The 14,215-nt window shown below is 70.3% G+C and carries 12 protein-coding genes and 1 pseudogene; 6 read left to right on the top strand and 7 right to left on the bottom strand.

Annotation, left to right across the window (positions count from 1 at the left end; genetic code table 11):
• Window positions 1-96: 96 nt before the first annotated feature.
• The 4 genes from J2Y70_RS02755 to prmB all read right to left on the bottom strand — a co-directional run bounded on the left by J2Y70_RS02755 (window position 97) and on the right by prmB (window position 4,293).
• Window positions 97-1,122 carry an aspartate-semialdehyde dehydrogenase gene (locus J2Y70_RS02755; RefSeq protein WP_309912949.1) on the bottom strand — a complete coding sequence of 342 codons (1,026 nt, stop codon included), beginning with the start codon at window positions 1,120-1,122 and terminating at the stop codon, window positions 97-99.
• A 100-nt stretch (window positions 1,123-1,222) separates the two neighbouring features.
• Complete coding sequence (locus J2Y70_RS02750) at window positions 1,223-2,260, bottom strand: D-glycerate dehydrogenase (protein WP_309912946.1); 1,038 nt, start codon at window positions 2,258-2,260, stop codon at window positions 1,223-1,225.
• Complete coding sequence (gene aroC, locus J2Y70_RS02745) at window positions 2,253-3,356, bottom strand: chorismate synthase (RefSeq protein WP_309912944.1); 1,104 nt, start codon at window positions 3,354-3,356, stop codon at window positions 2,253-2,255. The genes J2Y70_RS02750 and aroC overlap by 8 nt, the downstream gene beginning before the upstream one ends.
• A gap of 10 nt (window positions 3,357-3,366) precedes the next feature.
• Complete coding sequence (prmB, locus tag J2Y70_RS02740; RefSeq protein WP_309912941.1) at window positions 3,367-4,293, bottom strand: 50S ribosomal protein L3 N(5)-glutamine methyltransferase; 927 nt, start codon at window positions 4,291-4,293, stop codon at window positions 3,367-3,369.
• A gap of 79 nt (window positions 4,294-4,372) precedes the next feature.
• On the opposite strand from prmB, the gene J2Y70_RS02735 reads away from it, so the two are divergent.
• From J2Y70_RS02735 to J2Y70_RS02725, 3 genes and pseudogenes are all read left to right on the top strand, one after another.
• Window positions 4,373-5,026, top strand: a complete 654-nt coding sequence (locus tag J2Y70_RS02735; protein ID WP_309912938.1) for an SCO family protein — start codon at window positions 4,373-4,375, stop codon at window positions 5,024-5,026.
• The gene (gene asd / locus J2Y70_RS02730) at window positions 5,023-5,871 is read left to right on the top strand and encodes an archaetidylserine decarboxylase (protein ID WP_309912935.1); all 849 of its coding nucleotides are present in this window, start codon (window positions 5,023-5,025) and stop codon (window positions 5,869-5,871) included. The genes J2Y70_RS02735 and asd overlap by 4 nt, the downstream gene beginning before the upstream one ends.
• A gap of 43 nt (window positions 5,872-5,914) precedes the next feature.
• Window positions 5,915-6,022, top strand: a pseudogene (locus tag J2Y70_RS02725) (phosphatidylserine decarboxylase); the annotation flags it as partial.
• A gap of 366 nt (window positions 6,023-6,388) precedes the next feature.
• Here J2Y70_RS02725 and J2Y70_RS02720 read toward each other — a convergent pair.
• On the bottom strand, window positions 6,389-7,987 hold the full coding sequence (locus tag J2Y70_RS02720; RefSeq protein ID WP_309912932.1) for a transglycosylase SLT domain-containing protein: 1,599 nt from the start codon (window positions 7,985-7,987) through the stop codon (window positions 6,389-6,391).
• Between the two features lie 65 nt (window positions 7,988-8,052).
• Here J2Y70_RS02720 and J2Y70_RS02715 point away from each other — a divergent pair, with 65 nt between their 5' ends.
• Window positions 8,053-9,690 carry a helicase HerA-like domain-containing protein gene (locus J2Y70_RS02715; protein ID WP_309912929.1) on the top strand — a complete coding sequence of 546 codons (1,638 nt, stop codon included), beginning with the start codon at window positions 8,053-8,055 and terminating at the stop codon, window positions 9,688-9,690.
• Between the two features lie 30 nt (window positions 9,691-9,720).
• Window positions 9,721-10,239 (top strand): hypothetical protein, encoded by a 519-nt coding sequence (locus J2Y70_RS02710; RefSeq protein WP_263397846.1) that lies wholly within the window; start codon window positions 9,721-9,723, stop codon window positions 10,237-10,239.
• A gap of 150 nt (window positions 10,240-10,389) precedes the next feature.
• On the opposite strand, the gene nudK is transcribed toward J2Y70_RS02710, so the two are convergent.
• Window positions 10,390-10,989, bottom strand: coding sequence for a GDP-mannose pyrophosphatase NudK (nudK, locus tag J2Y70_RS02705; protein ID WP_263397845.1), 600 nt, complete (start codon window positions 10,987-10,989; stop codon window positions 10,390-10,392).
• A gap of 352 nt (window positions 10,990-11,341) precedes the next feature.
• Between nudK and J2Y70_RS02700 the strand changes: the two genes are divergently transcribed.
• On the top strand, window positions 11,342-12,619 hold the full coding sequence (locus J2Y70_RS02700; protein WP_263397844.1) for a hypothetical protein: 1,278 nt from the start codon (window positions 11,342-11,344) through the stop codon (window positions 12,617-12,619).
• 45 nt (window positions 12,620-12,664) lie between these two features.
• Here the strand turns inward: J2Y70_RS02700 and J2Y70_RS02695 are convergent, their stop codons facing one another.
• Entirely contained in the window at window positions 12,665-14,119 is a 1,455-nt protein-coding gene (locus J2Y70_RS02695) for a rhomboid family intramembrane serine protease (RefSeq protein ID WP_309912923.1), read from the bottom strand.
• Window positions 14,120-14,215: the final 96 nt, after the last annotated feature.

Below are 14,215 nucleotides of genomic sequence, written 5' to 3'. Positions count from 1 at the left end.
GGCGAAGCCTCATGAGACCGAAACAGTGCGAGGGCTTCGCCCCGTACCCCATACCCTGCCCCCTGCCCCTCTCCCGATGGGAGAGGGGGGCATCGCTTAGCTTTCCTGCGCCACCAGCTCGGCCAGCTGCACCGCGTTGAGCGCGGCGCCCTTGCGGATGTTGTCGGAGACGATCCACAGGTTGAGGCCGCGCGGATGCGAGATGTCCTCGCGGATGCGGCCGACGTAGACCGCGTCGTTGCCGGACGCGTGGGTGACCGGGGTCGGATAACCGCCGGGCTTGCGCTCGTCGACCACTTCCACGCCCGGCGCTGCTTCCAGCAGCGCACGCGCCTGCTCCGCCGTCACCTTCCTGGTGGTCTCGATCGCCACCGCTTCGGAGTGGCCGTAGAACACCGGCACGCGCACCGCGGTCGGGTTCACCTGGATGGTGTCGTCGCCGAGGATCTTGCGCGTCTCCCAGACCAGCTTCATCTCTTCCTTGGTGAAGCCGTTTTCGAGGAAATCGTCGATGTGCGGGATCAGGTTGAACGCGATCTGCACCGGGAAGCGCTGCGGGTCGATGGCCTGGAAGTTGAGCAGTTGGCCGGTCTGCTTGCCCAGTTCCTCCAGCGCCGAACGGCCGCCGCCGGACACCGACTGGTAGGTCGCCACGTTGATGCGCTCGATGTTGTATTCGCGGTGCAGCGGCGCCAGCGCCACCAGCATCTGCATGGTCGAGCAGTTGGGATTGGCGACGATGCCGCGCGGACGCTGCTTCAGCGCCTCCGGGTTCACTTCCGACACCACCAGCGGCACGTCGTCGTCGTAGCGGAACGCCGACGAGTTGTCGATCACCACCGCGCCGGCGGCGGCGAACTTCGGCGCGTATTCCTTGGAGATGCCGCCGCCGGCGGAGAACAGCGCGATGTCCACGCCGGTCGGGTCGAAGGTCGCCAGGTCGAGCACGGTGACCTTCTGGCCCTTGAACTCGACCTGGCCGCCGGCCGAGCGCTCGGAGGCCAGCGGGTACAGGGTGGCGATGGGGAAATCGCGCTCGGCGAGGATGTTCAGCATGGTTTCGCCGACGGCGCCGGTGGCGCCGACGACGGCGACGTTGAAACGACGGGATTCGTTGCTCATGGGAGATTGTTCGATCGAGTAGGAGAAAGGGGGAACAGCCGCAGTGCCAGCTGGATTCGGGGAACCTCCCGAGCGCGCCGCTCAGGTCGCCGGAGGTTCCCTATCGTTTTTTGCTCGCGATCTCGCCGTCGCCAGTGCCGGCGCCAGCGATCGCCTCCAGGTTCAACGCATTCGGCGGACGCCCGGCGTCGGCGCCGAAGCCCAGCGCGGCCAGCAGGTTGTCCACCGCCAGCGCCACCATCGCGCGACGGGTGGCCGCGCTGGCGCTGCCGATGTGCGGGGTCAGCACCACGTTGCGCAGCGCCAGCAGCTCCGGGCGTACGGCCGGCTCGCCTTCGTACACGTCCAGCCCGGCCGCGGCCAGGCGCCCGTGCGCGAGCGCGTCGGCCAGCGCCAGTTCGTCGATCAGGCCGCCGCGGGCGATGTTGACCAGCGTCGCGGTCGGCTTCATCTGCGCCAGCGCGGCGGCGTCGAGGAGGTGGTGCGACTGCGGGGAATACGGCAACACCAGCAGCAGGTGATCGGCGCGCGCCAGCAGTTCGTCGAAGCCGACGTACTCGGCGGCGTGCGCGCGCTCCACCTTGGCCGGCAGGCGGCTGCGGTTGTGGTACAGCACGCGCATCGAGAAGCCTGCGGCGCGGCGCGCGATGGCCTGGCCGATGCGGCCCATGCCGAGGATGCCCAGGGTGCTGCCGTGCACGTCGGCGCCGAGCATGGTCTGGAACGACCACTGCTGCCACTGCCCGTCGCGCAGCCAGCGCTCGGACTCGGTGATGCGCCGCGCCGCGGCCATCAACAGGGCGAAGCCGAGATCGGCGGTAGTCTCGGTGAGCACGTCGGGGGTGTTGCTGGCGACGATGCCGGCCGCGCTGAGCGCGTCCAGGTCGAGGTTGTTGTAGCCGACGCCGACGTTGGCGATCGCGCGCAAGCGCGGCGCACCGGCAATTTCGGCCGCGCCGATACGCTCGTTGAGCGTCACCAGCGCGCCGTCCAGCGGCGCCAGCGCCGCGGCCAGGTCCTGCTGCGAATACTTGGTCACGTCCGCGGTGGTGGTCAGCGCGCAATGTTCGCCGAGCCGTGCGACGACATCGTCGAACAGCGGCTGGCTGACCCACACCCGCGGCCGCGACTCAGCCATCGCCACCGCCCGGTATCCGCGGGGTGACGCTGCCGACATCGCCGCACTGCGCGCGATGGCGCAGCGCCTGGTCCATCAGCACCAGCGCCACCATCGCCTCGGCGATCGGGGTGGCGCGGATGCCGACGCAGGGATCGTGGCGGCCGGTGGTGATGACGTCCACCGCCTGCCCGTCCACGTCCACCGTGGCGCCGGGCAGGCGCAGGCTGGAGGTGGGCTTGAACGCCAGCGAGGCGACGATCGGCTGGCCGGTGGCGATGCCGCCGAGCACGCCGCCGGCGTGGTTGGACTGGAAGCCGTCCGGCGCGATCAGGTCGCGGTGCTCGGTGCCCTTCTGGGTCACCGCGGCGAAGCCGTCGCCGATCTCCACGCCCTTGACCGCGTTGATGCTCATCAGCGCCGCAGCCAGTTCGCCGTCGAGCTTGCCGTAGATCGGCTCGCCCCAGCCCGGCGGCACGCCGTCGGCAACCACGGTGACCTTGGCGCCGATCGAATCGCCGGACTTGCGCAGCGCGTCCATGTAACTTTCCAGCTCCGGCACCTGCGCCGCATGCGGCCAGAAGAACGCGTTGTCCTCCACCGCGTCCCAGGCGAAGCCCTGCGGCAGCAGCGGCCCGAGCTGCGACAGGTAGCCGCGCACGCGCACGCCGTAGCGCTGCGCCAGCCACTTCTTGGCGATCACCCCGGCGGCCACGCGCATCGTGGTTTCACGCGCCGAGGAGCGGCCGCCGCCGCGCGGATCGCGGATGCCGTACTTCTGCCAGTAGCTGTAGTCGGCATGGCCCGGACGGAACTGGCGGGCGATGTCGGTGTAGTCCTTGCTGCGCTGGTCGGTGTTGCGGATCAGCAGGCCGATCGGGGTGCCGGTGGTGCGGCCTTCGTAGACCCCGGACAGGATCTCGATCTCGTCGGCCTCGCGCCGCGCCGAGGTGTGGCGGCTCTTGCCGGTGGCGCGGCGTTGCAGGTCGTGGGCGAACTCGCTCGCGTCGATCTCCAGCCCCGGCGGGCAGCCGTCGACCACGCAGCCGATCGCCGGCCCGTGCGATTCGCCGAAGGTGGTGACGGTCAGCAGGGTGCCGAAGCTGTTCGCGCTCATGGCCGCCGGCTCACCGGCCAGCGGCCAGTTCGGCGATGCGCGCGTGGTGCGCGACCAGTTCGCTGGCTTCCACCGCGAAGATGCCCATCTGCCCGACCTTGAACTCGACCCAGGCGAAATCCACTTCCGGCAGCAGCTGCACCAGCGCGCGCTCGGATTCGCCGACTTCGCAGATCAGCAGGCCGTCCTCGCTCAGGTGCACCGGCGCGTCGCGCAGGATCTTCAGCGCCAGGTCCAGGCCGTCGTCGCCGGCGCGCAGGCCCAGTTCCGGCTCGTGCGCGTATTCGGGCGGCAGCGCGTCGGTCTCGGCATGGGTGACGTAGGGCGGATTGGTGACGATCAGCTCGTAGCGGCGCCCGCCCAGCCCGGCGAACAGGTCGGACTTGACCAGCTCGACGTTGTCGGCCAGCAGCCGCGCCTTGTTCTCGGCGGCCAGGGCCAGCGCGTCGTCGCTGATGTCGACCGCGTCCACCTGCCAGTTCGGATTGTAGTGGCCCATCGCGATGGCGATGCAGCCGGAACCGGTGCACAGGTCCAGCGCGCGAGTCACCTCACGCCCGGCCAGCCACGGCTCGAAGCCGGCTTCGATCAGTTCGGCGATCGGCGAGCGCGGCACAAGCGCACGCGCGTCGCTCTTGAAGCTGAGCCCGGCGAACCAGGCCTCGCCGGTCAGGTAGGCGGCGGGGATGCGCTCGGCGATGCGGCGCTCGAACAGCGCCAACACCTGCGCCTTCTCCGGCGTGGTCACCCGCGCGCCGCCATAGGCCGGGCCCAGGTCGTGCGGAAGATGCAACGCGTGCAACACCAGCTGCGTGGCCTCGTCCAGGGCGTTGTCGTAGCTGTGGCCGAAGCTCAGCCCGGCGGCGTTGAAACGGCTGGTGCCGTAGCGGATCAGGTCGATGATCGTGTGGAGTTCGGCGGCCGCGTCGGCAGTCATGGCAACAGGCAAGGCAATTCGGCCCCCGATTATAGAGGCCCGACCGCTATCATGAGCGTTCGTTGCATGGGAAATCAGTATGTTCAACCGCAACTTCGGCATTGTTCTGGTGGTCGCGCTGGCCGCCGGCCTGGGCCTGCTGCTGGCCCAGAAGTATTTCGGCGGCAGCGCCGCCGCCCCGGCCTGGCCGGAGACGCGCGCGGTGCGCCTGTACCCGCAGCCGCGCACCCTGCCCGACTTCCACCTGCGCCAGTCCGACGGCACGCCGCTGGTCCCGGGCGAGCTGAAAGGCCACTGGACACTGGTGTTCCTGGGCTTCACCGCCTGCCCGGACGTGTGCCCGACCACCCTGGCCGACCTGGCCCGGGCGCAGAAACAGTGGGAAGCGATTCCGGAGACGCTGCGCCCGCGGGTGCTGTTCGTCTCGGTCGATCCGCAGCGCGACACCCCGGCGCGGCTGGGCGACTACGCGCATGGCTTCCACAAGGACACCCTCGCCGCCACCGCCGACGTGCCGGAGCTGGAGCGCTTTGCCACCGCGCTGGGCTTCGTGTTCCAAAAGGTGCCCGGCACGCGTTTCCAGGAGAACCCCAACGACTACAGCATGGACCACTCCGCCGCGATCGCCGTGCTCGACCCGCAGGGCCGCCAGACCGGGCTGATCCGTCCGCCGTTCGAGCCGGCGGCGATCGCCGCCGACCTGCAGGCGCTGACCGAGGCGACCGCGCCGTGAGCCTGGTGACCTCGCTGACCTATGTGCTGCCGCACCGGCTGCTGTCCTCGCTGGCGCGGCGCCTGGCGTATTCGTCGCGGCCGGGCCTGAAGCAATGGCTGATCGACACCGTGGTGCGCCGCTTCGGGGTGAACCTGGCCGAAGCCGCCGAACCCGACCCGCGCGCCTATCCGACCTTCAATGCGTTCTTCACCCGCGCGCTGAAGCCCGGCGCACGCGTCGCCGATCCCGACCCGCAGGCGCTGCTGATGCCGGCCGACGGGCGTATCAGCCAGCTCGGCCCGATCCAGGACGGACGCATCTTCCAGGCCAAGGGCCAGTCGTTCACCGCCGCCGAGCTGCTCGGCGACGAGGCCGCGGCGGCGCCGTTCGCCAATGGCGCGTACGCCACCGTGTACCTGTCGCCACGCGACTACCACCGCGTGCACATGCCCTGGACCGGCACCTTGCGCGAGACCGTGCATGTGCCGGGACGCCTGTTCAGCGTGGGCCCGGACGCGGTGCGCGCCGTGCCGCGGCTGTTCGCGCGCAACGAGCGCCTGGTCTGCCATTTCGACACCGAGTTCGGCCCGATGGCCTCGGTGATGGTCGGCGCGCTGCTGGTCTCCGGCGTGGAAACGGTGTGGAACGGCGTGGAGATCCCGCGCTACGGCGACCGCATCACCCGCAAGGACTGGCGCGGCAAGGGCATCGTGCTGGAGCGGTTCGCGGAGATGGCGCGCTTCAACTACGGTTCCACCGTGATCGTGCTGTTGCCACCGGGCGTGGCGACGCTCGATCCGACGCTGGCGGCGGAAACCGCGGTCCGGCTCGGCCAGGCGCTGGCGCGGCGGCAGCAAGGCTGACGCACGGCGACGCGACGGACGCAGGGCGCCGTCCTTGTCCTGCGATGCGGCGCGCTTCAACTACGGCACCACCGCGATCGTGCTGCGGCGGCCGGGCGTGGCGACGCTGGATCCGGCGCTGGCAGCGGAAGCACCGGTACAGCTCAGCTAAACGCTGGGCACACAGGCGCTCCCTGCAACGTCGCGCGGGTATCGGGGCGGCAACAGCGCGCCCTGGCGGCCTTGCATTCCCGGCGCTGCCGTACCCTCACCCCTACCCCTCTCCCGACGGGAGAGGGGCATCATGGCTTCGCGTTTGATGTGAGGCACAACTGGACCATCACCGCGCGTTGCATGCGCCGCACGCCCCTTCTCCCCTCGGGAGAAGGTGGCGCGCAGCGCCGGATGAGGGTGCGTCCGCAAGCAGGGCTTGCGAGAGACTTTCTTACCCTGCTATCGGAAGCGTCGCCCGCCTGGCTGCTGCGCCGTACCCTCATCCGCCCTTCGGGTACCTTCTCCCGATGGGAGAAGGCAACGCCTACTTGTCACAGCCAGTCATTTTCAGCGACTGCCCCGGCTTCAATGCATACCCCGGCGCGCGCAGGCCGTTGGCCTTGGCCAACTGCTTGATGTCGCAGCTGTAGCGGTCGGCGATGCGACCCAGCGTATCGCCCTTGGCCACGCGGTAGCTGCGCACCTGCTTGGGCTTGGGCTTGACCGGCGCCGGACGCCCCGTGGCGACCGTGGTCGGCACGCCGGCCACCGGGGTCACGTCGCCCACCGCCACGTTGCCGGTGGGATCGGCCAGCACCGGCGTGCTGCTGCGGATCGCGGCGTTGACGTCGGCGGTGATCAGCGCACGCGCCAGGTCGGCGCGCGGGCCGCTGACGCAGTAGCGGTTGTACAGGCCGACGATCTTGGTGGTGGCGTTGAGGGTGACCCCGGCCGGGATCCAGCCGTCCGGCTCGTAGCGCGGGTTGAGGTTGCGCAGCGCGCGCATGTAGCCGTCGCGGGTGCCGTCGCTGCCCAGGCAGATGGTCAGTTCGTAGATCGTGGTCGACTTGGCCAGGCGCAGTGTCGCCGGCTGCGCGTTGATCTTCGGGAACGCCACGCCGTACTGCTGCGGGTGCAGGAAGATCCACGCCGCGGCGATCACCATCGGTACGTAGTCCTTGGTCTCGGCCGGGAACTGGTTGTACACCGAGGCATCCCAGAAACCGCGCCCCTGCATCTGGTTGTACACGCGCGCGGCGCGGCCCTCGCCGCCGTTGTAGCCGGCCAGCGACAGCTCGATGCTGCGATTGAGCCCGGCCATGCGCTCGTTGATGTACACCGCGCTGGCCTCGGCGGCGCTGCGCGCGTCGTAGCGGGTATCGAAGCCGGTGCCGTCCGGGCCCAGCCCGAAGCGGCGCCCGGTGGCCGGCATGAACTGCATCAGCCCGGCGGCGCCGACCCGCGAATTGGCGTGCACGCGGCCGTTGGATTCCTTGGCCATGATGCCGAACAGCAGCGCCTCCGGCAGCCCGCGCTTTTCCCATTCCGGCCACATCACCGCACGCAGGTTCTGGTAGTTCTCGTAGCTGTTCATCAGCGACGGGCGCATGTCGGTGAGCCAGCGGCGGATGCCGGCCTGCACCGCCGGGTTGTATTCGACCATCGCGTCGAAGGCATGGCGCTGGTCGTTGAGCAGGCTGGCCGCGCGCGCGGCTTCCGGCACGTTGGCCGCCAGCGGGCTGATGTGGTCGGGGTCGGCCTGCAGCGGCGCGGCGCCATCGTCGACCGCATCGGCGTCGGTGGCCGCGCCCTGCGCGTCGGCCTTGGCCTTGAGCAGGCGCTTGTACGCGCTCAGGTAGGTGCCGACCTGGCAGCCGCGCTGCTTGATGCAGGCATCGACCACGTCCTCGATGTCCTCCAGCGCCGCGTCGCTTTCCTGGGTGCCCTTGGGGTCGCTGTTGCCGACCAGCACCATCGCGTCGTTGTAGCGCTTCTCGGCCGCCGCCAGGCGCTGGTCGAGGACGGCGATGGCGGCCTTGTCGCGCGTGGAGACGCGTTCGGCGTGGGCGGCGGGCGCGGCGCAGGCCAGCGCCAGGGCAGCCACGGCGGGCCATCCATGGGTGATACGGAACGAAAGGGGCATGATGGGACGCGACGACGGAAAGGCCGCAGGGTAGCCGCCGCTGTCACATCGCGGCAAGGTCGGGCATGCGTGGGCACCGCGCCGGCGGGGCATCCGTTCATCGCTGCGGCCCGGCAAACCCGGCCATTGACGCCCGCGCGGCAAGCGGGCGCCGGCGCGAACGCCTAGAATCCGCCCACCTCACCGCGGAGTTGTTCATGGACCCGATCCTGCTGGGCAAAGGCGTGACCGACGACATCGCGGTGCTGCTGCAGCCGCGCCTGGGCAATCGCCACGGGCTGGTCGCCGGGGCCACCGGCACCGGCAAGACTGTGACCCTGATGACCCTGGCCGAAGGCTTCTCGCGGATCGGCGTGCCGGTGTTCATGGCCGACGTGAAGGGCGACGTGGCCGGGCTGGCGGTGGCCGGCGATGGCAGCGAGAAAGTGCTGCAGCGCGCCAAGGACATCGGCGTGACCGACTACGTCCCGGCGGCCAACCCGGTGGTGTTCTGGGACCTGTACGGCCAGCTCGGGCACCCGGTGCGCACCACCGTCAGCGAAATGGGGCCAACCCTGCTGGCGCGGATCCTGGAACTCAACGACACCCAGGCTGGGGTGCTCGACATCGTGTTCAAGCTGGCCGACGACCGCGGCCTGCTGCTGCTCGACCTGGACGACCTGCGCGCGCTGCTTGCGCTGGTGGTGGAGCAGCGCAAGGACATCTCCACCGAATACGGCCTGGTCAGCGCGCCATCGGTGGCGGCGATCCAGCGCGCGCTGCTGCGCCTGGCGCAGGACGGCGGCGAAGGCTTCTTCGGCGAACCGGCGCTGGACCTGGCCGAGCTGATGCGGGTCGGCAGCGACGGCCGCGGCGTGATCGGCATCCTCGCCGCCGCGCAGCTGGTGCTCAAGCCGCGCCTGTACTCGACCTTCCTGCTGTGGCTGCTGTCGGAGCTGTTCGAACGGCTGCCGGAAGTGGGCGACCTGGACAAGCCCAAGCTGGTGTTCGTGTTCGACGAGGCGCATTTGTTGTTCGACGACGCGCCGCCGGCGCTGGTGCAGCGCATCGAGCAGGTGGTGCGGCTGATCCGCTCCAAGGGCGTGGGCGTGTACTTCTGTTCGCAGTTCCCCGACGACGTGCCGGACAACATCCTCGGCCAGCTCGGCAACCGCGTGCAGCACGCGCTGCGCGCCTATACCCCGCGCGACCAGAAGGCGGTGCGCACCGCCGCCGAGACCTTCGTCGCCAATCCCAAGCTGGACGTGGCCAAGACCATCTCCCAGCTCGGCACCGGCGAAGCCCTGGTGTCGACCCTGCAGGACAAGGGCGTGCCGATGCCGGTGCAGCAGACCCTGATCGCGCCGCCGCGCTGCCGGATGGGCGCGATCTCCGACGCCGAGCGCGCGCAGGTGCGCGCCGGCAGCATGGTCGGCAGCCGCTACGACACCGCGGTCAACCGCGACTCGGCGGCGGAGATGCTGGCGCGCCGGGTCGAGCAGGTGGCCGAGAAGACGGCGGCGCCGGCGGCGCGCACGCGCGAGCAGGACGACGCGCAGGACAGCGGCTTCGGCCAGGCGGTCAAGGACGCGGTGTTCGGCACCAAGCGCCGCCAGGGCATGCTGGAAACGATGGCCAAGCAGACCTCGCGCACCGTCGGCAACCGCATCGGCCAGCAGATCGTGCGCGGCATCTTCGGCAGCATCTTCGGCGGCAAGCGCTGAGCGCAGCCGACCACCACAAGGAGCTCCACCATGAACAAGGAAGCGATGAGCGCCCTGCTGCTAGGCTTGGCGGCCGCCACAGCCGCAATGGCCGCCGATTCCCCGCAACCGGCGTCGGGCGATGACTGGCCGCCGCAACGGCAGAAACTGCTGGCCGGCCGCTACGTCGGCAAACTCCAGGGATACACGCGGGATTGCGAGACCGTTCGCGCCGATCTCAGGCTCGAGGTGGGAGCGGCGAGCGAGACGGTCCATCGCTATACGCTGACGACCACCTGCATCACCGGAGCCGGGCGGCAGGTCGCGCCCAGGACCATCACCGGCGTGTGGGGAATCGACCAGATGGCCAGCAGTTGCCTGACGCTCGGCTTCGAGGACCCCGACGATCCGCAGGTGGGGCCCAACATCTACGGGTTCCGTGTCGAAGAGGCCCAGGCGCGCGGCCGCCGCGCCGCTGCCGCCGACTACGATCTGGCCCAGGACGGCATCAATTGCCATAGCGGCATGCCGCCGGAGCATGCCGACAAGCGCCTGCGGCGCGTGCGCTGACCCGATCGGCGCAGCGCGCCCAAAACCAGGGCCACGCGGCGCGGGTCACGCTGCGGCGCAGGTGCGTGTACAGCTCGCGCCGACAGGCACGGCAGGCCACCTTCGATCCAGGCGTTGCCACGCGCAGATACAAAAACCGACAGCACTCCGCTAGGCCAGCAACCCCTTCAGCTTTGCGTATTGGAGCAACATGATCGTCTTGCCGTCGGCGATCTCGCCCGTCTCGATCATCGCCAGCGCCGCGTCGAGCGCCAGCTCCAGCACCTCGATCTCTTCGCCTTCGGCCGCCACGCCGCCGCCGGCGCCCACCTTGTCGCGATCGGAATACTCGCCCACGAAGAAGTACAGCCGTTCGGTGACCGAACCCGGGCTCATGAACGCCTCGAACACCTTGCGCACGTTATCGACCCGGTAGCCGGTCTCCTCTTCGGTCTCCTTGCGGATGCAGGTCTGCGGATCGTGCTGGTCCAGCAGCCCGGCGCAGGCTTCGATCAGCATGCCGTCGGGGTTGCCGTTGAGCAGGGTCGGCAGCCTGAACTGCCGGGTCAGCAGCACCGTCTGCTTGGCGCGGCTGTAGAGCAGGATGGTGGCGCCGTTGCCGCGGTCGTAGGCCTCGCGCGACAGCGTCTGCCAGCTGCCGTCGTTGCGCTGGAAATCGAAGGTGACCTTGCGCAGCACATACCAGTTGTCGGACAGCACCTCGACCTTGCCGAGACGCACCCGCGGATTGCCTGTGGCGGATGGATTCAAGCGACACTCCATGCGATGAAAGGACAGCGGCGGCGGCAACAGCAGCCAAGCGCAGAATTCGCCGCCGACCAGACATTCTAGAGGCCCGTGCTGCGTGCCCCGCCAGAACCGCGCGCAATGCGCAGTACCGCACGCAGCCCATCCGGTCGCAACCCCAGCCGCCGTTGCGCCGGCGCCGCGTCTTGTACACGCCGGCCACGCCGGCACCAGCACGACAGCCGCCAATAACCGGAAGAACGCCGCAGGAGGCCTCCCCGCACGGCCGCGCCTGCCAGTGCATGCGCTTTCGCGCCCGATTGCGCGCACGCCTGCCCCGCCGCACAATCGGCGCACATTGAACGCAGGGGGCGTCATGGAAGACCGTCATCGCGCCGGCGCAAGCCGCGCGCGCCGCAACACACCCGAACCTTTCTGGGCGCGCACCCGCGCCATCGCGCTGTACCCGCTGCGCGGCGGCGCGCTGTTCGCGCTGATCGCGCTGACCCTGTGCCGCCTGCTGGGAATGCTGCCCGGCATCGGCTGGATCCTCGGCATCGTCACCACGCTGGCGATCTACAAATACGCCTTCGAGATCCTGCGGCATACCGCCGACGGACACATGGATGCGCCCGAGCGCGGCTTCGACATCGGCGATGGGGTGGTGCTGCGGCTGCTGGCGCTGATGATCGTGCTCGGCATGGTGGTCGCCGCCGCGGCGCTGCTCGCCGGCCCGGTCGCCGGTTTGCTGATGTTGCTGGCAGTGGTGCTGCTGCAGCCCGGCTTCCTGATCTCGCTGGCCATCGACGGCAGCCTGCGCCGCGCCCTGAATCCGGCCGTGTCGATCGGCCTGGCACTGCGCATCGGCTGGCCGTACCTGGCCGCGTTCGGCCTGCTGTTCGTGATCCAGGCCAGCGCGCTGACCGCGGCCCGTTGGCTGCAGCACTACCTGCCGCCGTTGGCCAGCGATCTGGCGGTCGGCGTGGTGACGATCTGGGGCCTGTTCGCCACCTTCCACCTGATGGGCTATCTGGTCTACCAGTACCACGAAGTGCTGGGCTACGAACCGGCCAGCATCGACGACGGCGCGCGCCGCCACGATCCGGACCAGCGCGTGCTCGACGAGGCCGAGCAGTTCGTGCGCGATGGGCATACCGCCGAAGCGCTGCAGCTGCTGCGCGGCGAAGTGCGCACGCGCGCGGTGAGCCTGGCGGTGCACGAGCTGTACCAGCGCCTGCTGCGCACCGGCGGCCGCGCCGACGACCTGCGCGAGCACACCCGCCAGTACATCAACCGCCTGCTGCAGGAGAAGCAGGAACGGCGCGCGCTGGCGCTGCTGCGCGAGGCGCTGGACGCCGATCCCGACTTCGTCCCGTCGCTGCCGGAGCAAGCCACCTTGATGACCGAGCGCGCGCAACTGGCGGGGCAGTCCAAGCTCGCGCTCGACGGCTTGCTGGCCGCACTGCGCGCCTGGCCGAAGGCGGCCGAATTCGGCGCCTGGTCGCTGAGCGCGGCGTTGCTGCTCGCCGAGCGCTACGGCGACGACGCGCAGGCGCGCGCGTTGCTGCAGGACGCGCTCGCGCATTGCCAGGACGACGCGCAGCGCAGCAAGCTGGAGGCGGCGCTGAAGGCAGTGACGATCGCGCCGGCCTAGCGGCTGGCGTCGCGATCGGGCCGACCGCACCGCCGCGTCCGCCGCTCAGGCGTTGGCGAGCAGGAATCGCGCCTTGTCCGCCTGCGGCAGGTCCGGGTAGCGCTCGATCACCGCGAGCAGCAGGCGCCGCCATTCGGACGCGGCCTGCCGCTCGCCGTGGCCCAGCGCCAGCCGGAACCAGTGCTGCGCCTGTTCGCTGCGCGGCAGCGCGGCGGCATCCTGCGCCAGCAGCGCTTCGGCATCGCGCAGCCGTCCCAGCGCCAGCCAGCGGTCGAACAACAGCGCACGCGTCGCCGCGTCCACGGCGATGGCGCCGGCAGCGCAGTCGCCAAGCAACGCCGCCTGCGCTCGCGTCTCCTGCTCCGTGGCCGCCGGCAGGCGCAGCAGTTCGATCGCGCGCGCCTGCGCGGCACGCGCGTCGCCGGCATTGCGCGCGACCCGGTAGCGCGCCTGCGCCACGTCGAAGCGGCGCGGCTGCTCGGCGGCGAGTTCGTCGAGCAGCCGCGCCGCCTCCCGGTTCTCCAGCCGCCCCAGGTGCCGCTGCGCGCGCTCCCAGCGATCGTCGGCGGCGACCGTGGCCTCGTCGCACATGAACGCCTCGCGGGTCTGCCGCGCCGCCACCAGCGCCGCGCCGAGCAGCGCACCGACCACGATGCCGCCGGCATGCGCATCGAAACCGACCCCGGCATCGCCGTTGGCCAGCAGGTTGTACAGCTCCCAGCCCAGCCACACCGGCAACAAGGCGATCGCCGGACCGCGCACGTAGTCGAACACCACAGCGAACCAGTAGAAGAAGCGCACCGGCCGCCGTCCCCAGACCACGCAGAACGCCCCCATCAGCGCGGCGATGGCACCGGACGCGCCCAGCCCGCCGCCGGCCTCGCCCCAGCGCCACCACAGGCTGACGGCGCTCGCCCCGAACCCGCCGAGCAGGTAGACCAGCAGGAACCGCCAGCGGCCGATCGCGCCTTCCAGCAAGGTGCCGAGCACGACCAGGAACAGCATGTTGCCGAACAGGTGCAGCGCATCGCCGTGCAGGAACGTCGCCGACAGCATCCGCACCGGCGACCACTCCGAGCTGCGCTGCACATGGCGCAGAGTGAACACGCGGTCCAGCAGCGCGTCATAGCGGGCGCGCAGCGGCGCCCAGGCCTGCTGCGCGTCCGAGTCCGCGAACGCCTCGCCGCTGCGCAGCGCCTGCACGAAGCGCACGTCGTTCAAGCTGGCGGTGCCGACGAACTGCGCCCGCTGCGCCGCCGGCACGCGCTCGAACTGGACCAGCGCGTCCTTGCGTCCGCCGCGCTGCAGGTAGCGCGCATAGGCCGGCGTTTCGTAGTCAGCGAGTCCGGAATCGAGGTAGTAGCGTTGCGCCTGTTGCAGCGGCGCCACGTCCTGGCGCTGCCAACCGAAATAGACCGCCGCATTGAGCAGCACCAGCAGCAGCGTGACCAGCGGAAAATTCTCCCGCGACAGCGGCTTGTGCAACGGCAGGATCAGCATCGAACAACGTCCGTGTGGATGGCCGCGCCAGCTTCGGCGATCGCCCGCGGGTGCGCAAGCCGGGCGCACGCGCTAGCATCGCCACCCCGCTCCACC

The sequence above is a fragment of the Xanthomonas sp. 1678 genome, assembly GCF_031455575.1.
GTDB lineage: Bacteria > Pseudomonadota > Gammaproteobacteria > Xanthomonadales > Xanthomonadaceae > Xanthomonas_A.
This window is presented reverse-complemented; position numbering and strand designations above follow the sequence as displayed.